This is a genomic window from Terriglobus albidus (assembly GCF_025685425.1).
Taxonomy (GTDB): Bacteria; Acidobacteriota; Terriglobia; order Terriglobales; family Acidobacteriaceae; genus Terriglobus; species Terriglobus albidus.
Map to the genome: position 1 here is coordinate 111,720 of NZ_JAGTAS010000051.1, position 19,919 is coordinate 131,638.

Annotated in this window: 14 protein-coding genes; 6 read left to right on the top strand and 8 right to left on the bottom strand. The window is 59.0% G+C overall.

What is annotated here, in order from left to right; genetic code table 11:
- Positions 1–294: 294 nt before the first annotated feature.
- The 3 genes from OHL21_RS10905 to OHL21_RS10915 form a co-directional block, all read right to left on the bottom strand.
- Positions 295–3,600 (bottom strand): TonB-dependent receptor, encoded by a 3,306-nt coding sequence (locus OHL21_RS10905; RefSeq protein WP_263417300.1) that lies wholly within the window; start codon positions 3,598–3,600, stop codon positions 295–297.
- A gap of 250 nt (positions 3,601–3,850) precedes the next feature.
- Complete coding sequence (locus tag OHL21_RS10910; protein ID WP_263417301.1) at positions 3,851–5,455, bottom strand: ABC-F family ATP-binding cassette domain-containing protein; 1,605 nt, start codon at positions 5,453–5,455, stop codon at positions 3,851–3,853.
- A 342-nt stretch (positions 5,456–5,797) separates the two neighbouring features.
- Positions 5,798–9,337, bottom strand: coding sequence for a carboxypeptidase-like regulatory domain-containing protein (locus OHL21_RS10915; protein ID WP_263417302.1), 3,540 nt, complete (start codon positions 9,335–9,337; stop codon positions 5,798–5,800).
- Positions 9,338–9,789: 452 nt separating this feature from the next.
- Between OHL21_RS10915 and OHL21_RS10920 the strand changes: the two genes are divergently transcribed.
- A complete protein-coding gene (locus OHL21_RS10920; protein WP_263417303.1) occupies positions 9,790–11,007 on the top strand; it encodes an amidohydrolase family protein in 1,218 nt (405 codons plus the stop codon).
- Between the two features lie 306 nt (positions 11,008–11,313).
- On the opposite strand, the gene trpS is transcribed toward OHL21_RS10920, so the two are convergent.
- The 5 genes from trpS to OHL21_RS10945 form a co-directional block, all read right to left on the bottom strand.
- Positions 11,314–12,405: a tryptophan--tRNA ligase gene (trpS, locus tag OHL21_RS10925; RefSeq protein WP_263417304.1), complete on the bottom strand. Its 1,092-nt coding sequence runs from the start codon at positions 12,403–12,405 to the stop codon at positions 11,314–11,316.
- Positions 12,406–12,448: 43 nt separating this feature from the next.
- On the bottom strand, positions 12,449–13,147 hold the full coding sequence (locus OHL21_RS10930) for a site-2 protease family protein (protein WP_263417305.1): 699 nt from the start codon (positions 13,145–13,147) through the stop codon (positions 12,449–12,451).
- Between the two features lie 134 nt (positions 13,148–13,281).
- Positions 13,282–13,827 (bottom strand): hypothetical protein, encoded by a 546-nt coding sequence (locus tag OHL21_RS10935; RefSeq protein WP_263417306.1) that lies wholly within the window; start codon positions 13,825–13,827, stop codon positions 13,282–13,284.
- 14 nt (positions 13,828–13,841) lie between these two features.
- The gene (locus OHL21_RS10940; RefSeq protein ID WP_263417307.1) at positions 13,842–14,570 is read right to left on the bottom strand and encodes an SIMPL domain-containing protein; all 729 of its coding nucleotides are present in this window, start codon (positions 14,568–14,570) and stop codon (positions 13,842–13,844) included.
- Between the two features lie 32 nt (positions 14,571–14,602).
- On the bottom strand, positions 14,603–14,782 hold the full coding sequence (locus OHL21_RS10945; protein ID WP_263417308.1) for a hypothetical protein: 180 nt from the start codon (positions 14,780–14,782) through the stop codon (positions 14,603–14,605).
- 61 nt (positions 14,783–14,843) lie between these two features.
- Here OHL21_RS10945 and OHL21_RS10950 point away from each other — a divergent pair, with 61 nt between their 5' ends.
- From OHL21_RS10950 to OHL21_RS10970, 5 genes are all read left to right on the top strand, one after another.
- Positions 14,844–15,119, top strand: a complete 276-nt coding sequence (locus OHL21_RS10950) for a hypothetical protein (protein WP_263417309.1) — start codon at positions 14,844–14,846, stop codon at positions 15,117–15,119.
- A 64-nt stretch (positions 15,120–15,183) separates the two neighbouring features.
- Entirely contained in the window at positions 15,184–15,468 is a 285-nt protein-coding gene (locus OHL21_RS10955; protein ID WP_263417310.1) for a hypothetical protein, read from the top strand.
- Between the two features lie 308 nt (positions 15,469–15,776).
- Positions 15,777–16,838, top strand: a complete 1,062-nt coding sequence (moaA, locus tag OHL21_RS10960) for a GTP 3',8-cyclase MoaA (RefSeq protein ID WP_399258080.1) — start codon at positions 15,777–15,779, stop codon at positions 16,836–16,838.
- Between the two features lie 84 nt (positions 16,839–16,922).
- A complete protein-coding gene (locus OHL21_RS10965) occupies positions 16,923–18,044 on the top strand; it encodes a sensor domain-containing diguanylate cyclase (RefSeq protein WP_263417311.1) in 1,122 nt (373 codons plus the stop codon).
- 88 nt (positions 18,045–18,132) lie between these two features.
- Positions 18,133–19,734, top strand: coding sequence for a hypothetical protein (locus OHL21_RS10970; RefSeq protein ID WP_263417312.1), 1,602 nt, complete (start codon positions 18,133–18,135; stop codon positions 19,732–19,734).
- Positions 19,735–19,919 lie beyond the last annotated feature (185 nt).

The window sequence follows — 19,919 nt, forward strand, 5'->3', positions numbered from 1 at the left end:
GGATGACAAAGGTAAGGGATGTGGCTTCCTTGCCCACTCTAACTCCGTTAGGGTGGGGCACCCGGGCGGTTGAATGACATATAAGAAATCAGCTTCAATTGAAGTTTGTGCTCACGTCCAACGAAAGGCGGTTCGCGCGTAGCGAATAGTTCACCCCAGCGAACAAGTTCGCCGGGGACCCCGAATGTCCCACATCTGCTTCGCAGATATGGGGCACCCAGGGTATGGGTGACCCCAAAATGCAAAGCCAAAGCCCCGGCCGAAGCCGGGGCTTTGATGTTGTTTGCACTAGGTTTAGAAGGACACCTTCGCCGAGAACTGTGCCTGACGCGGTCCATACAGCACGCTGCTTGTGGACGACGGCTGACCGAAGTTCTGGTAAGCGCTGGCGGCGGTGAAGTTCGTGATGGTGGTACCGCTGAGAGCAAACGCTGTCGTGTTGAACGACGTCATCTGACGACGGTTGGCCACGTTGAAGAGCTCCGTCAGCAGTTCCAGGCGGATGTTCTCGTGGATCGGGAACGAACGCGAGAGACGTGCATCTATGTTGCGGATACCGTTGCTCGGGTAAGCGTTGCGGGAGACGTGCGGCGCACGGCCGGCGTCAGCACCTGCGTTCAGGTTCACCGTACCGCCGGTTACACCGCCGTCCAGAACGCCGGTGCTGGGGCTGGCTGACATGCGAGCTGTCAGCGGCAGACCGTCCTGCAGCGTGATGGCGCTGGAGAGCGTCCAGCCATTGGCCGCATAGGCAACCAGATGGTTGGAGAAACCGAACTTCGGAGCGATGACGATGCTGCCGACAAAACGTCCGCGCATGTCGAGATCCGAACGTCCGTACTCCTTCAATGTGCCGGGATTCTTCAGGTTATAAGGATCGAGGATCGGATTGGTTCCGTTGAAGGTACCGTTCACACCCGAGACCTGCGAACCATCGATGGCCTTGGACCAGGTGTAGTTTGCCAGCAGTTCCACACCCTGGCTCATCTGCTTGCGCAGCGTGAACGCTCCGGAGTGATACCAGGTGTTGATACCGCTGTAGCCGACCAGGATAATGCCATCGTTCGGCGACGGACGGGTCAGAGCGCTCGAATAGAAGGGCACTGTGATCGAACCGCCACTCGGCGTCGTGTAAGTACGGGTCAGTGAGGTGTGAGGCAGGTTGGCGTCGATGAAGAAGGGGAGACGCATGCCGCGGGTACCGACGTATGCAACGGTCAGAGTCGACTTGAGCGGAAGCTGCTGCTCCACGGCCAGATCGAACGAATGAGTATAGGGGTTGGTGAAGTTCTTATCCTGCCCGCGGAAGCTGAGCGGTGTCGCCGCAGCCGAGCCATTGACGGTCGGAGTGACAGCACCGGCAAACGGAGCGGCAAGCGCCGGTCCCGGAGGTGTGAACAGAACACCGGTGTTCGACGGAGCTCCGGTCGGGAAGGCAAGGCCTACGCCGGACTCAGTTCCCGTGGCCGTGGACGAGGTTGCACGAACCGTAAACTGCTGCTGGAAAACACCATTCTCAACACGGGTGCAATAGAACAGCGAACCCGGCGTGAGGGCATAGAACATGCCGTAGCCACCGCGAACGACCATTCCGTCAACCGGTGACCAGGCAAAGCCCAAGCGAGGCTGAATCATCTTCTTATTGATGAAGATGGAGTTAGTCACGCTGTTACCCAGCGGGCTAGGAACACCGTTGTAGCTGTTGGTGTAGGGCTGGGGCGGCTGGTTGACGAGCTGCACGTCATAGCGAACACCGGCCGTGAACGTGAAGTCAGAGCGAATCTTCCACTGGTCTTCCGCGAAACCGGCAATGTGCTTAATCCAGAAGTCATCGGCGCCCACGTGGGTGATGGGATCGTTGACCTGGATGAACTGCGTGTAATGACGGCCCCCATTGGCGCCGTAAACATCCTGCACCCAGTTGTAGAAGCCGGCGACCGCAGAGGGCTGCACCTGGCCGGTGAACTGGCTGTAGGTGTAGTTACCGTTGCCCTGGAAGAGGTTGGAGAGCTTCTCGTGGATGAAGTTCAGATCCACGCCGGCCTTGATGGAGTGCTTGCCATGGGTGGTCGAGTAAGTATCCGCGAACTGCAGGCGCTTCTCATCCGGGAAGGCGCCGCGAGGCAGAGCCAGGGTTTCGCCGTAGGTCAGGATGTTGGAGATCGAGACCGAAGGTCCAGGCGCGTTCGTACCAGTTACCTCAAGGTCACGCGACCACTGGAAGTGAACCGCATTGGCGGAGTTCGACGAGAGCACCGACTCCCAGTTGGCGATCAGATAACGCTGATGGAAGTCATTGCGACCATTGGCTCCGATCGATTCGTTGGTACGGGTGTTGTCCGTACGGTAGCCGTTCGGCTGACGGAAGTTCGCAAAGTTATAGCTGACGCTTACGTGATTCTTGTCGTTGAACTGGTAGTCCAGACGCGGATAGACAATATCCTGAATCGCCGTGCGGGGATAGATACCCTGCTGCGAGATGATGTAGTTCGCCGCGGCTACGCACTGTGCCGTCGTGACGCCGGTCGGGCAGGTCTTGTAAGCAGTGGAGTAGGTGTTGTTCGCCATCGCCAGCAAAGTCGACGGGGTTACACCGAGATAGAAGATTGGGTTCACCTTACGGAAGCCGTCATAGGTGATGAAGTAGAAGAGCTTGTCCTTGATGATCGGGCCGCCGATGGAGGCGCCGAACTGCTGCTGCTGGTGAACTGTGGGCGTCAGCAGATAGCTTTGGTTGTTCAGCTTGGCGGTGTACTTGGTGAGTGGATCCAATGCATTCAGCGTCGGATAGCGAAGGTAGTAGAACAGATCGCCGTGTGTAGCATTGGTACCCGACTTGGTAATGGCGTTGATTACACCGCCGGCAGCGCCGCCGAATTCCGCCGAATATCCCGAAGTCGAAGACTGGAACTCCTTGATGGTATCCAGAGAGAATACGTAGGGTGCGCCGATGGCGCGGCCACGAGCTTCGGAGAAGAACGCCTGCTGGTTGTTTGTTCCGTCCACCAGGTTGGTGTTGTAGAGACCCGAGATACCGCGGTATGAAATCAGACCACTGTTGCCGTCAGGAACCACGTTCGGCGTGAGCAGTACGAAGTTATCCCAACGACGTCCATTGACCGGCAGATTCGAGACGAGCTGCTGACTCACGGTCTGCGCCATCGAGGTCTTTTCGGTTTCGATGAGGGGAGCGACATCCAGTACGGTAACGTCAGTGGAAACAGAAGCGGCGGGCAGAGTGGAATCGACCGTCAACATCTGACCTACGGTCAGCGTCAGGTTCTTCCGGGCGATCTTACCGAAGTTCCCGGTACCACCGGCGAGAACCTCATAGTGCCCGGGCTGCAGGAAGGTCGATGTGAAGTAGCCGTCGCTATTCGTGGTCACCGTACGGCTTGCGCCGGTGTCGGTGTTGGTGATGACGACAGTAGTGTTCGGAACTGCGGCGCCGGAGGCATCCGTAATGGTTCCGGAGATCGTACCAGTCGCAGCGGTTTGTGCCAGAGCGCGCGGCGTGGCTACATAGGCCGGAACAACCAACATACCGGCAGTCAGCACAGCCGCGAATACACGCGTGCTACAGATCTTTGCAATCTTCATGAAACGTCACTCCTCAAAAAGGGCGAAACAAAAATCAAAGGTTTCGAAGCGGTTCTATCGGTCAATAATCCCGGGGAACTCGTGGCGCGCTCGCTGGACGCGGCTGCGCCCGAAAAACCTGTTTCAGGTGTTAGTTCTACGGTCAGTGACCGCAGACGGGTTGTCAAGTAAAAGAATCACGAGGATTCATACGTACAAACCTCACCGCCGGTATCGCAGCGCGATACAAACGGTGAGGATTTGCGGGAAGTTATTTTGCTGCGGCCAGGACCTGCTGATACTCGGCGTATGGTCCCTTGAAATCTTCAACCGTGCCGTCCTGGAAGTGCCAGATGCGGGTCGCGACCTCGTCGATCAGATCCTCATCGTGCGTCACCAGCAGTACCGTCCCCTCGTACTTCTGCAGCGCCTGGTTCAAGGCGTTGATCGATTCCAGATCGAGGTGGTTGGTGGGTTCGTCAAAGATCAGAATGTTGGGCTTCTGCAGCATCAACTTGCAGAAGATCAGGCGCGCCTGCTCGCCGCCCGACAGAGCCTCAGTCTTCTTCAGGCCCTCTTCGCCGCGGAAGAGCATCTGACCCAGAATGCCGCGGATGTCTTCTTCCGTAGCCTTCTCATCGAACTGATGCAGCCAGTCGGCAACCGTCATGCCCTTGGTCACGGTTCCGGTGTGGTCCTGAGCAAAGTAGCCGATGTTGGCCTCGTGTCCCCACTTCACCGTGCCGCCGTCGCGGGTGAACTCCTTGTCGTCGGTCTCCGGCATGCCGGCGAGCAGCGACTTCAGCATCGTCGTCTTACCGGTTCCGTTACGGCCAATCAGTACGACCTTCTCACCACGCATCACCGCGGAGGTGAAGTTCTTGAAGACCGGCACGTCGTATGACTTGGACACTGCCTCGATCTCCAGAATGTGCTTGCCCGAAGGACGAAGCTGATCGAAGCGGATATACGGACGTTGAATGTTCGAGCGCGCCAGCTCGGTGGTTTGCAGGCGCTCTACTTCTTTCTTACGCGAGTTCACCTGAGACGAACGTGTACCGGCGGAGAAGCGCGCGATGAAGTCGTTCAACTGCGCGATCTTCTTTTCGCGCTGTTCGTTCTGCGACTCGATGCGCTGGCGGACCTGCGTCTTCTGCAGCACCATGTCATCGTAGCCGCCGGTGTAGGTGATGATCGTCTGATAGTCGATATCGGCGATGTGGGTGCAGACCGAGTTCAGGAAGTGACGGTCGTGTGAGATGGTGATCAGCGTGCCATCGAAACGGACCAGGAAGTCCTGCAGCCAGTGGATGGACTCGAGATCGAGATAGTTCGTAGGCTCGTCCAGCAGCAGCGCCTGCGGATTGCCGAAGAGAGCCTGCGCCAACAGCACGCGGACCTTCTGGCCGCCCTGCAGCTCGCCCATCTTGCGCTCGTGCAGGTCATCGGCAATATCGAGACCCTGCAGCAGTACGGCCGCATTTGATTCGGCCTCGTAGCCGTCTTCTTCGCCGATCACGCCTTCCAGCTCACCCAGACGGATGCCGTCATCATCGGTCAGCTCAGCCTTCTCATACAGGTGGTCGCGCTCTTCCAGAGCAGACCAGAGGGCCTTATTGCCCATAATGACAGTGTCGATGACGCGGTAGGCGTCGAAGGCGTACTGGTCCTGGCGCAGAACACCGAGCTTCTTCGGCCGGACCACGTTGCCCTTCTGGGCGTCAATCTCACCGGTAAGCACCTTCATGAAGGTGGACTTACCGGCGCCATTCGGGCCCGTGAGGCCATACCGGCGGCCTGCGATAAACGTGGTGCTTACGTCCTCAAAGAGAACCTTCGAGCCGTAACGCATGGAGACATTGGAAACGGAGATCATTCGTCTTCTATTTTCTCATGTGTTGTCCAGCGTTAAAGCGGGAAGAGGGCGGCAAATGCCGGCCTCTTTTTGATGAATTGTGCGTTAGGAAACTGATGGATTTTGTCCCGGGTCTCAGCGTTTCCACGGTAAGGGCGGGACAAGTTATTTGAGGTTGTCGGCACTCCAGACATTGCCCTCAGCGGTTAAAACCGCTGTTTGCCGCGAGATACGGGCCGGCTGAAGCCGGCCCCTTAAGCAAAACATCCGCGCTCTGCGCGAACAGGAGAGGGACGGCATGTGCCGCCCCTCTCTGATGGATTTTGCGTGTACTGAAGAATCCCATCCGATGGTATTCATCTGTTAGAAGCGGACGATTGCTACCCACTGCCAGACGCGCGGCTGGTTGGCCTGCGAGGTGATCTGGCCGAAGGCTGTGTTGGTCCAGTCGGTGCTGGGCGCCGAGTAGACCGGGTGGTTCAACAGGTTAGTTGCCTCAGCCCGGAACTGGAGCTGCAGCGGCTCATAGAACCGTGCCAGCGAGAAGTTCCGCTGCAGGGCCATATCCCACTGGTTCAGGAAGTCGGCCCGCAAGCCGCTGAAACGAATCGGAAAAGTACGGATCTGGTACTGGTTCGGAGTCGCACTCGTGTCGATGCCGCTGGTTAGCGTGTTGGTCGTTTTGGTTACGAAGCTATTGATATTGAACCAGTAGCCGGCCGCGCCGGTAGCCTGCGCCGCCGCCGAGGCCTTGTACCCGCTGCGTCCCCAGGCCGCATCCACAGGGTTTGTGCCTTTGTACAACGGGCTGGTGCCGGCCGGAGTAAACGACAATGGCTGCCCACTCTGAACCTGGTAGACACCCTGCATCTGCCATCCGCCGACCAGCGCGGAGACAAAGGCGTTGTCGTGCAGATACTGCCGTCCGCGGCCGAAGGGCAACTGATAGATGCCGGAGGTGGCAAAGCGGAAGGTGCGATCGTTGCTCGAGGTTCCGTACCAAAGACTGGAGTCGGAGTTATTCAGGTACTGCGTCGCATCCAGCGACTTCGACCAGGTAAAAGCCGAGGTGAAGGAAGCTCCGTTGGAGAAGCGGCGCAGAAGTTGCGCCTGCAGCGAGTGATAGATCGACATGCCGTTCGTCATGTACGCCGTCACGCCGGTGAACTCCGGATAGGGACGCACGAGCTGCGAGACAGCAACCGTCTTTCCAGAGCCCAGAGAGACGGTTGTGGGAGCGATGTTCTGGAACGGATTGGTTACCGTCGCCGACATCCTGTTCGCGGCATCCACGTCATAGCCGTTGGTCGCGGTCGACAGATACTGGCGTGGCACCGCATCGAACTCCTTGTTTACCGGCAGATGCAGGCCGTGGTTGCCGACATAGTCCACTGCCGCCAACCAGGAACCGAACGCACGCTGGAAGCCGAAGCTCCAACGCTGGTTGTAGGGCACCTGTGGATTTCTCGGCTGGAAGGTAACCGAGTTGCCGAGGAAGGTCTGCATGCCAAGCGAGTTTCCGGTCGGCTGCGCAATGCCGGACGGGAACGGATTGGAGATCGGCGCGGTGAAGGTCACGTTGTCCGTGGTCGCCGACTGCGAGGTCGTCGCCGTGAAGCCCTGCTGCGGCAGAAGAAAGGTCGAGGTCGAACCGGCATTTCCGCCCGACAGGTAGAAGGTGCTCAGCGAGTCGGCAAAGAGGCCGTAGCCGCCGCGCATGACCGTGTTGTCCATAAAGCGCCAGGAGAAGCCGATACGTGGCAGCAGCATCAGCTTCTGTGCATCGTAGTCTTTGCGGTCAAACCCCTGCTCTCCCAGGAAGCGCAGGCCTCCGTTGACCGTCCAGGCTGATGCCGCCGGCAGAGTCGAATTCGAGCTTGCAATGGTGGCGTACTTCGCCTGTGCCGCCGCCGCAATGGGATTCGGCGTGTTGAAGTCGAAGTACGTGTTCGCCTTCTGGTTGCGCTCGCTGTTCGGCCCCTCGTACTCGTAGCGCAGGCCAAGATTGATGGTGAGGTTCGGCAGCGCCTTGAAGTCATCGTGGAACCAGCCGGCCATGTAGTTGGACCGTACCGCCAGATCGGAGTTGATGGTGATGGCCGAGCTGTTCGGCAGCCCCATCTCGAACTGAGCCAGCGAATAGTCAATGCTGGATGAGCCGCCGCTGGTCGATTGGGTGTAAGTGCCGGTGTGCTGATAGCGGCCGTTCGACTGCGTCGTAATGCCGGCGTCGACGTTGTACATGCGGTACTCGTAGCCGGTACGGAAGAAATGCCGTCCCAGGGTGCGCGAGATCTGCACCGAGCCCATGGTGATGTCGTTGTGTGAGATTACGCCGTTGTCTGAGTTCAGCGACTGGTAGCCGGTGATATCGAGACGCGGAAATGCCTGCGCATTTGGCCCGAGACCGTTAACCAGATAGGCGGGCATACCGATGGAGGTTGCATTCAGAATGCCTTGTGACGGCACGACGTTCTGGTTCACAAAGCGTGTCCACGAAACGCGTGCTTCGAGCACCGTGGTCGGCGAGAGCACGAAGGTATAGCCCACTGCCGCGCCCTTGTTGCGATAGGTCAGGGTCGTTCCGGAAACCTGGCCGAAGTAGGCGTTCTTGCCGGGCTGCAGACGCCGGCTCTGCACATAGTGGCCATAAATTGACTGCCGGTTGGAGATGGCAACGTCACTGCGCACAACGTAGGCGTAGTAGTAGTCCGGTTCGGCGCCGGCATAGGAGTAGTTACTGGCGCCGGCGGGGTCACTGGTCGCGGTATTCGGTTGCGGATAGTACTTCAGCGCCGCAGCGGCAATGGGGCTGATACGTGAGCCGGGAATGATATTCCCCGGGAACGGATCGCGCACCACCTTGCTGTTCACCGTGCGGCCCGAGTATGGATCGTAGAGCTGATACTTCGGCAGCAGCGCAGAGAAGTCTCCGTTGCGGAAGGCGGTAGGAGGCACACCAAAGGTCAACACGTTCGGTGTCGCTGCCCGCGAGTGCTCCCATCCGGTGAAGAAGAAGGCGTGATCGCGCCACACCGGGCCGCCCACCGATCCGCCCTCACGCAGCCAGACCGCCTTCGCCGCGGGAGTGCCGCCGAGATGCCAGTAGTTCGAGTTCAGCGTGGGGTTCTGGTAATAGCCGAAGGCCGATCCGTGAAATGCGTTTGTGCCTGATTTGAGAGCGACGTTCACGAAGCCGCCGGCGGAGTGTCCCTGCGATGCGTCGTACGACGAGGTCTCCACGCGATACTGGTTGATGAACTCCGTAGAGGGCGTGTACGCGGAGAGACGAATGCGGTTATCCGGAGCTCCGTCGAGGCGATATTCCAGCGAGTTAAGTACCGAGCCATTCACCGACACATTGGCCGTACCGCTGTCGTAGGTGTGGATGTTCGGATTCACGCCTGACGGAATGATGCCGGGCGCCAGGTTCTGCAGTGTGAACGGATTGCCGTAGATGGAGGGCAGTTCCTGGATCGACCGCTCTTCGACGATCATGCCCATGGAGCCCGAGGTCTCCTGCAGCTGCTGTACGCCGGCCCGGACTTCGACAACTTCTGAGGTCTCGCCGATCTCCAGCGAGGCGTCCTGCTGGTTGGTGGCGTTCACGTCGACCACGGTGTGGGTGCGCTCCAGCCGCTTGAAGCCGGTCCGGTTCACGGTCAGGGTGTAGCTGCCTGGGTTCAGGCTGGGGAAGGTGTAGACACCGTCGTTGTTGCTTTTGGTGGTCTGCTGGACACCCGTCGCTTCATTGCGGAGCGTGATGGCGGCGTCGGGGAGGATGCTTCCGGTGTTATCGGTGATCCTACCAGTAATTGCACCACGCTCACTTTGGGCGACAACCGAGAGGGTGGAAGCCAGAAGGGCAAAGATTGCCAGAAACGTTTTTATTCCTCGATACATTGGGCCTCTAAATAGAAACTCTTCTTTGTATGCTGTTTTGAATAGTTTTGGAAACAGACGTATTGGTCAGTCCACTTCGGTCAGCGAGTATCGCGGTTCGTTACAAAATTTGTCAACTGGAAAAGAAGACACTCTCCTCGGAGGCGCGAGGGGGCAACAGAGGGTATGGAGCGATTTGGGTGAATCGATGCTCGCACTTAGAGCATTCCCTGTTGCTGAGTAGCACGGAAGAGGAGTACACCGGCGTTTTCATTGCGGAAACGGCCCATTGATGCAGAAGCCCTACTCGATACCTACAGGAAAATGCTCTAGAGCTAATCCGACGTGGAGGTGTAACAGACATGGGATCTTCGGGCTTTTCCACTCTTGGCTCAGGAACAAAGCCGTGGCCGAAATCGTAGATGGTTGACAGTTGATGGCGGCGGTGCAAGCCATATGTGAAGAGGAGTCTGATGACGAGAAGATTGCACCGCGAGGTACTTTGGCTTGTACTATTGCTGCTCACCCCATGTGCGGTTGGTTTGGGACAGGAACTGGCGATTGAAGACGCGGCTGTTTATACCTCGCCGGATGCGCCACTGCGTAGCCATGTAAACATCGTCATCCACCATGGTGTGATCGCGAGTGTCGGAGAGCAAGTACGCATCCCTAAGGGAATCCAGACAATCTCCTGCAATGGCTGCGTTGTGCTTGCCGGGTTCTGGAATGCGCATGTTCATTTCATGGAACCGAAGTGGAACGATGCCGCACATCAGCCTGCCGAGAGGTTGACACGCCAACTGAGTGAGATGGTCACGCACTCAGGCTTTACGACTGTGGTCGATACCGGTTCGGATGTAGAGAATACCGTCGCACTGCGGAAGCGGTTGGAGAGTGGTGAAGTCCTGGGTCCGCGGGTCTTCACCGCGGGAATTCCTCTCTATCCGGCGCATGCGTTGCCCTACTATCTGGCGGATGTTCCGGCAGAGATCAAAGCGAAGCTGGGACAGCCCGATACTGCCGAAGATGCCAAGTCGCTTGTCGATAAAAATCGCGCCGCTGGAGCCGACCTCCTGAAGCTCTTCACCGGTTCGATTGTGAGTCCAAATCGGATCACCCCGATGAAAGTGGAGATCGCTCGTGCAGCCGCCGAGGAGGAACACAAGGGCGGAGGACTTGTTTTTTCGCATTCGTCGAATCTGGAAGGAACGAAAGTGGCGATCGACGCCGGTGTGGATGTTCTGGCGCATACGCCGGAGGTCACGCACGGAATTGATGAAGCTGTCTTACGCGACATGATCACGAGGCACATGACCATCATTCCTACATTGAAGCTCTTCTCCCAGGACCACGATATTGCGGAGATTCGAGGACTGGACTATCGCTTTCACCAACGTGGCGGGCGGCTTGTTTACGGCACTGACACGGGGTTCCTTCCGGACTACGACCAGGGCGAAGAGTTTCGCCAACTGATGGCGGCGGGGTTTACCTTCCGCGATGTGCTGGAGATGCTGACGACCGCTCCGGCGGCTCTGTTCCATCTCTCACAGAGAGAGGGTAAGGTGATGCCCGGAATGCGCGGCGATCTTACGGTTTTGTCCGATGATCCGGCGTCGGGAGGTCCTGAGGCGTTTACCAAAGTTCGAGATACGGTCCGTGGAGGGGTCGTGATCTGGTCGGCCGACAAATAACCAAGGCTGCAGATAGATCGTGAGTTATAGCCGTAGCGTATGAGTATGTGGGGACTCGGGTAGGTTATCGGGTGCTTGTCCGGGATTTTGGGTTTTCCTAGCCCACCCTAGCGTTGCGAGGGTGGGGCACCCGGGTAAAGAAAATGGGGAAAAGCAGATTTCTCCGCTCCCTGTGGTCACTACGAAATGACAAATACAAAGGGACCAGAACTGGTTTCGAAGGGCTTCATCCCAAGATCCCACCCATCGCTTTGCGATGGATGGGGCACCCAGCGTATGGGTGATTCGCAGTATTTTGCCGCGGCGCTATTCCATTCCGAGGGCGACCAGGGCGTCTTTCATGGAGGGGGCGGCCGTTGCGTGGGCGCGGGTGGCGCCGGCTTTGAGGATCTCGGTCACCAGGTGGGGATTTGCTTCGTACTTGGCGCGGCGTTCCCGGATGGGGGCCAGCTCGGCCACCACGTTGTCGGCCAGCCAGCCCTTGCACTGGATGCAGCCGATACCGGCGGTTGTGCAGCCTTCGCGGACTTCGGCTTGCTTCTCTGCCGGTGAGAACACTTTGTGCAGGTCAAAGACCGGGCAGACGTCCGGATTGCCCGGATCGGTGCGCCGTACCCGTGCCGGGTCCGTAACCATCGTCTTCAGCTTGGCGCGGAGGTCTGCTTCCGGCTCGTTGAGCATGAGCGTGTTGCCATAGCTCTTGGACATCTTGCGGCCGTCCAGGCCGGGGAGCTTCGGCGAGGGAGTCAGCAACGCCTGCGGCTCCGGGAAGGTCAGCTCGATCAGGCTGTTGGCCGAAACCTCGGCCTTGATTCGTTCCTTGTCGGATTCGGCCTGCGCGATGGCCTCGCTCCAGCGTGAGTCGTACAACTGGTTGAAGCGGCGCGCCACCTCGCGCGTGAGCTCCACGTGCGCTACCTGATCCTGGCCCACCGGCACAAAGTCCGGCTTGTAGAGCAGGATGTCGGCGGCCTGGAGCAGCGGATACCCCAGGAAGCCATAAGTCGCCAAGTCCTTCTCGCGAAGCTGTTCCTGCTGGTCCTTGTAAGTGGGCACGCGCTCCAGCCAGCCCAGCGGTGTGAACATGCTGAAGAGCAGGTGCAGCGAGGCGTGTTCGGGCACGTGCGACTGCCGGAAGATAACGCACTTCTCCGGATCGAGGCCGCCGGCGAGGAAGTCGAGCGCGACCTCGAAGCACTTCTCCTTCACATTGCCGGGATTGGCGTAGTCGGTCGTGAGAGCGTGCCAGTCGGCGATGAAGAAGTAGCAGTCGTACTGGTCCTGAAGGCGGACCCAGTTATAGAGCGCTCCCATGTAGTTGCCCAGGTGGAGCTTGCCTGTGGGCCGCATGCCCGAGAGCACGCGGCGGCGCGAATTGCTGACAGAGGTTTCGGACATGACTGAATAGATGATGGTAAATCAGCGCTACAACGCTACAGGGTTACATGCCCAGCAGCAGGCTGTTGAAGGTGTTCAGCAGCGGGCTGAGGCCGATGGAGATAAGCCTCCCACCGAGGAACATCAGGATCAGGATGGAGAACATGCCGATGCGGTCGTACGTCTCCAGCACGGAGTAGGGGAGAAAGTGCCGCAGCACCTTGCTGCCGTCGAGCGGAGGCAGCGGAATCAGGTTGAAGACGAACAGGGAGAGATTGATCAGCACGCCGAAATAGAGCAGCAGCGCGATGGGAAACAGCGCCGGCAGCCCTTCGGTCGACGCCTGGGGAATGCGGAACGCCACCATCACTGCCGTCAGGACGGATCTTCCGCCGTCAGCCGTTGCATGCTTGATGATCAGCAGCAGCAACAAGCTTGACGTCGCTACAAAGAGATTCGAGGCGGGCCCGGCCAGCGTCACCAGGATGTCATCGCGCTTGTAGTTCTTGAAGTTACGCGGCGTGACCGGTGTCGGCTTCGCCCAGCCGATCAGCGGCATGTGGTAGAACATCGCCATCAGCGGCATGATGACCGATCCAAACGGATCGATATGCTTGACCGGATTCAACGTGATCCGTCCCAGCATCCGTGCTGTCGGATCACCAAGGCGGTTGGCCATCCATGCGTGCGCCGCCTCGTGGATGCAAAAAGCAAACACAAGAACGACAAATTCGAACAGGATCAGAAGGACTTCTTGATTCATGGATGGCTCTTACTGAGATGGTAGCAGTCTGGGAGAGCTACACGGCCGGGCGCCCCATCCATTGCTACTCACCCCAACGAACGAAGTTCGTCGGGGACTCCGCACCTGGGGCACCCGGTGTATGGGTGCTTCAACTATTTCGCCGTAATCTCGCCGCGTAGTGTCAGTGGCTGGCGGTCGTCCAGTACGACACCGCGGCGGATCACTGTGCTGTCCTCCGCCGTGATGTTGTAGCCGAAGGTCATCCGGATACCAGAGCAGAGCTCCAGGCCTTTGCCGGCTGAGGCGAAGATGTGACGCGCCAACATGCAGCGGAATCTTTTCCCCAGCCAGTGATTCAACCCCAGCGGCGAGCGGTCGAAGGCCTCCCAGAAGAAGAGCAGCGGCTTGCGCGGGTAGTAGCGTGCTGCATCCACCTCCGGCAGCAACTCCGCCTCGAAGGTGAGGTTGCGCGGGTCCAGCGACTCGATCAGCACGTTCATCGGCAGCTCGGTCATCAACGTGGAGTTCAGGCGGCCGCCGTGCGGACGGCCCAGAACGATTTGGTGCAGCTCATCACGGACGATCTCAGCACGGCGGTCATAGCCCTCGTGCCGGGTGAACTCATCGTTCAGATGCGCAATCCACTTCTTGAAGATGATCTCGGCTTCGGGCGTTGGTCTGAGGTCGGTCGCTGGCATGGCGGCAGTTTAGTCTATTCGACCGCAAAGATTGCAGTCACGGTGGCGGCACGCTCCACCTTGCGGCTATTGATTGCCAGCGGCTGTATCGTCGCCTTGTCAGCGGCGGCCATGGCCATCCGCATCATCGGAACGGGGCGTGGGGCTTGCGGCGCTTCGTTGCTGGCATAGACCAGCGGTCCCAGCTTTGAGTGCAGGCCGGCCGCCATCTGCTCGGCGATGCGCTGTGCGTGGGCAAGCGCTTTGGCAGCCGCCTGCGCCTCCAGCGCCAACTCGTCCTTCAACTGCCAGTCGATGGCTCCGCTCTGGTTCGCGCCGGCCTTGACTGCCGTGTCCAGTACCTTGGCCGCGGTCTCGGGCGAGGTCTTCACGCTCCAGGACTGGACCAGACGGAAGCGGTTCGCGGCGCGGTCCGGAGGAAGCTGCTTGATCTCAAAATCATTCAGCGGCGAGAGGTTCTGATTTTCGCTTTCGATACTGGCCTTCTCCACGCCGGCGGCGGTCAACGCTCCCATGATGGCGTTGGAGACGCGCGATCCCTCGGCATAGGTTCCCTGCTCATCGCGGCCCAGCACCTGGAAGCCGACATGGATGATGGCCAGATCGGCATCGGTGGTCACGGAATCTGTTGCGGAGACGGAGATCGTACGGTTCTCTTTATTGATCTGCAGCGTCGGCGTCTGTGCCAGCGCGGTGAGGGTGGCGGCGGATAACAGGACAACAGCGAAGAGGGGGGACTTCATCAGGGTCAAACTCCTTACCTGCCCTTGGACGTCTACGCTTCCTTCTCAGAGAGCAGGTCGGCCAGGGTTTCTTTATGTTTTGCCTTGCGGCTTTCCGCCTTGGCCTTGGTGTCGGGCAACGTTTGCGACGGCGGCGGCATACCCACACGTTCACGCGCATTGGCCTTGACTGCCTTGGTCGCCGAAAAGACTTCCTTCTTTGGTTTTGCCATTACGCGAAATTCCCTTGCCGATTATGCAATACTTTGGGACGCTGCTTGAGGTGCAGCCAGTATGGAAGAGCGTGATTTTTTCAATGAACGGGCAGAGACCCGCGACCATACACTCACCTGTCCCCACTGCGGCCAGGCCCAGGAATACCAACTCAACTGGCTGGTCCGCCGCAAAAAACCCGCGTTGCAGGGCCGCGCCGATGAGCGCGACCGGGCTCGCTTCGCCAAAGCCCAGAGCTACATGGTGCTGCGCGACGACCTGGTCGGCTGCAAAAACATCCGTTGCCGGAAGAGGTTCGAGGTGACTGGCATCAAGACCATGGCCTTTCTGGACTAGGGCGTACACCGGGCTGGCTGTGGTTTAATAGCAGACAAGCAAGATTTTTCAGGAGACAGGAACGATGGCAAACAAGCTGATCCCAGCCGCGGAACGCAACCTTACCCCGGAAGAGGTGGAGATTCTTGATGCTCGCCGCCGCCGCGGACAGTTGCTGCTGACGATGGGCGGACAGTGCCTGATCGTCTGCATCGTGCTGACCCTGTGGGCCGGCCAGGATGCGACCTACTCCCCCGGCCTGATCCACCCGATGGTTTACTGGTGCGCCATCACCGGCATCTTTGCCCTGGCCTTCCTGATCAGCGGCCTGCGTCTGCGCAAGGGAACCAACGAGTTCCAGAGCTACTAAAGCGCTGGGAGCAGCGGGCTTCAGCCCGCTGATAAGAGATAGAAAATAAATGGGCTTTAGCCCTGGATTTTCCTGAGGATATGGAAGGCCCAGGGCTAAAGCCCATCTTCTTGATATGCCATACACCTTGATATGCCATAGACCCGTGGGCTGAGCCCACGGCTCCCACCGATTCCAGCGGAGCTCGATCAGGGCTCGATTCGCGAGCCCCGTAGTGTATCTGCCGGAGTCCAATTTTGGAATCGATCTCATCTATCTGCCATACCCTCGGCCAGGGTGACCGTTTGCGGCCTATACTGAAGCTCCACATGTCTTTTCCCTCCATGACCGTGGTGGAAGAGCAAATGCCCACTGGCAACACCCCGATGGGCAGCACGGTACGCCTGCGTGACAAATTCAACCGTGCCATTACCGACCTGCGGCTCTCGATTACCGACCGCTGCAACTTTCGCTGTGTCTACTGCCGCAGCGGGCAAGGCGCAACCCCGGTGCACGAGTTGCCGATGGCAGACTACGCCAGGATTGCCCGCGTTTTTTTGGGAATGGGTATCGAAAAGATCCGGCTGACCGGCGGCGAGCCGCTGCTGCGTCACGATCTGCTGGACCTGGTTGCCGAGCTGGCCGGGATGCGGACACTCGACGGCGAACGCCCTGATATCGCCCTCACCACCAACGGTCATCGGCTTGCCGAGCTGGCGGAGCCCCTTCGCCGCGCCGGACTGAGCCGTATCACCGTCAGCATGGACGCAGTGGATCCCGAGACCTTCGCGCGTATCACCCGGGTGCCCCGCAGCTATGAACGCGTTCTCGACGGCATTCGCGCCGCTAAGGGGGCCGGACTGGCTCCGGTAAAGGTGAACTGTGTGCTCATGCGGGGCTGGAACGACGATCAGATCGAGCGGTTTGCGGAGTTTGCCCGGTCGGAAGACGTCATTGTCCGCTTCATTGAGTTCATGCCGCTGGAAGAAGACAAGGTCTGGTCCCGCGACCTGGTCATTCCGCTGGAAGAGATCGTCGGACGTTTGCAGCGCGTGGGCGATCTGAGGGAGCTTGCCCCCAATTCCGCGAGCGAAACCGCCCGGCGGTACGGCTTCAGCGACGGGCGCGGCGAGATTGGCATCATCGCCCCTGTCTCCCACCCTTTCTGCGGCCATTGCAGCCGTGTCCGGCTTACGTCCGACGGTAAGATTCGCACCTGCCTTTTCTCGCAGCTCGACCACGATCTGCACGCGATCATGCGGCGCGGTGGAACTGACGAGGAGATGAGTTCGTATATCAGGCAGATCGTTGACCGGAAAGAAGAGCGGCATCACATCGGCGACACCGGGTTTATTAAACCAGCACGAGCAATGGTGCAGATCGGTGGCTAAACCGCAATTTAGATTGCGATTACTTTCGTTTTGCAACATTTGTGGTGTATTTGCTGTACGTTAGCTTCGGGCGGGCTCTCTTAGGTGATTCGACGGCGACAGTTCGAAGTTATTGACGGCGGACAGATGGATCAGGTCCGCGTCTTCCACGATGTGGCGCGGGCGCTGACGTCGCAACTGGAGCTCGGTGTCATTCTGCGGACCATCATGGACAAGATGGCGCAGTTCTTCGCCCCGGAGCGCTGGTCGCTGCTGATGGTCGACGAAAAGGCCAACGAGCTCTACTACGAGATCGCGATCGGCGAAGAGACGGAATATCTGCGCACGCTGCGCCTGAAGATGGGCGAGGGCGTCGCCGGGTGGGTGGCCCAGAGCAACCAGGCGCTGGTTGTGCCCAGTGTGACCACCGATCCGCAGTGGTCGGCCTATGCCCGCCGCCATCCGGAGCTGAATATGCAGTCGTTGGCCTGCGTGCCGATTCAGGCGGACGGCAAGGTGCTGGGAGTCATCCAGCTGATGAACTCCAAGCTCGACCTGATGAGCGAGTACTCCGTCACCTTTTTGCGCATTCTTTGCGACTACGCCGCGATCGCTATCCAGAACGCTCGCCGGATGGAGCTGATTCAGGAGCTGACCATCACGGACGACGTTACCGGCCTGTTCAATGCGCGCTACCTCTACAAGGCCATTGAGGAAGAGGTCCGCAAAGGCCGCCGCCATCACTTCAGCCTGATGTTCATGGATATGGATCACTTCAAGGAAGTGAACGACACTCATGGCCATCTGGTTGGCAGCCGCTTGCTCGCTGAAGTGGGAAACCTGCTGCAGCGCGTCTTCGGAACCTCCAACCCGGCCTTTCGCTACGGTGGTGACGAGTTCGTTGTCCTGATGCCGGGCGTTGAGAAGGAACGTGCGGTCACCCTGGCCCGCACCATCTATGACACCCTTGGTGATGCCCGCTTCCTTACCGGCGAGGGCCTTTCGCTCCGTGTGCAGGGAAGTCTCGGCCTGGCAACCTTCCCCGAGGATGGAGATACAGTGCACTCCATCATCCGCGCGGCCGACACGATGATGTACGAGGTGAAGAACACCACTCGTAACAATCTCGCGGTGGTAGGTATGGGCCTGCTTTACGATCGCCCGATGCAGACTGCTGAACAGCGCGAGGCGCGGGGGACGGCGATTGGGCAGTCGATGGTGACCTAGTTGCTGGTTGCTAGTTGCTGGTTCCTAGTTGAGACATAGTCTCGTTTCGTTTGAAATGTAGCCTAGCGGAGAAAACCTGCTCTTCCCGATGAGGAAATCCGGCGCTTCTAACCAACTAGCAACCAGCAACCAGGAACTAGCAACTGCGCAGCAAACTGCTGCGCTCATCCGCACCTTCTTCGAGACGCATGCAGCGGCGGCCATCCTGGAGCACGGCACGCTTCTCTTCGATATGCGCTCGGCGCAGTGGAGCCTGAGTACCGATCACAATCGCTGCACGCTTCATCTGTGGAGTGAGGAGCGGAATCTTACACGGAGGATCTTGTCTGCGGAGGCTCGTGGGAGCAATCTGCGGCTGAGTGTACAGCGGTTTGGACAGGCGAAGCCTTCGACGCTGGATCTGGTTGCGAAACAGGAGCGGCGGCTGCCGACGACTCGCGATGCGGCACGCAGGCATTATCTGCGGACGCTGGAACGGGTGCTTGTCCGGAATTTTCCTGAGTGGAAGCCGACGGGCTTCAGCACTGCTATGGATCTGGAGCGCAGCTTTGGGCCTGCATATGCTCGTGGCGTGATTACGCGAGGGCAGCAGGCGTGGGCAGTGCTTGGTGTGGGGCCGGAGGAGTCGGCACAGACCATCGATGGTGTGCTCACGCTGGGCATTCTGTGGCTGCAGCTGTGCCGCGAGCGTGCGATGGGGAAACATCTCTTTGCCGGGCTTCGCATTGTTGTTCCAGCGGGAACGGCGGCGCTGACGCTGGCGCGTATGGCGTGGCTGAATCCCCGGATTGCGCAGTGGGAGCTGTATGAGCTTGAGTCTCGTTCGGAAGAGTTGATCCAACGTGAGCCTGCCGATCACGGTAATCTAAAGACGCGGCTGATTCATGCGCCGAATCCGGATACGACACGCTTCGACAGGGCGATCGCGCAGGTGATGGAGCTTGTTCCTGCCGATGCGCGTGGGCTTGTGGAACAGCGGCTGCGTTCGTCGACGGAGCTGGCGTTTCTGCTGCATGGGCTTGAGTTCGCACGCGCTGTGCTGCGGAGTTCCCTGAACTCGTTTGCGCACACGCTTGAGATCACGGTTGGAGCGGGTGCGAATGAGACTGTTCTTGATGATGGGAATCGTGATGCACTTCGCGCGCTGATCAACGAGCTCTTCAAGCGGCGCAGGCCTGAAGGAGATAGCAACGATCCATTATTCAGGATGCAGCCGGAGCGTTGGATGGAGTCGCGTCTGAGGACCAGCCTCGAAGATCTCGACGAGGCGTTGCGCCCCATGCCGGTCTATACGCAAGTGCCTGCGTTTGCTGCTACGGATCGAGGCATGCTGGATCTGCTTGGTGTCACCGATGGCGGGCGGCTGGCGGTGCTTGAATTGAAGGCAGATGAGGATCTTCATCTTGCGTTACAGGCGCTGGATTACTGGATCCGGGTTCGATGGCATGCGAGGCTTGCTCCGCATGAGATGGTGAATCCGCTGCAGCAGCATGGGTATTTCCCTGGCTTGGCGCTGTCGCAGGAGGCTCCATTGATGTATCTGGTGGCTCCGGCGCTGCGGATTCATCCGGCTACGGAGGTTGTCTTGCGGCATTTGAAGCCGGAGGTGGAGTGGCATCTGGTTGCTCTGGATGAGCGTTGGCGTACGGAGATACGGGTGACGTTCCGGAAGCATTCGCCGAAGGGGTGACCACTATACTGGGTGCCCCACATACGCGAAGCTTATGTGGGCATTCGCGCTCCGCGCGAACCGTCTTTTGGTTGTCATCCCGCAGGGATCTGCTTTTTTTCAAACAAAGCGTATCGAGCTCCGCTCGATCCCCCACATAAGCTTCGCGTATGTGGGGCACCCGGATTCGTAGCGACCCAGACCAC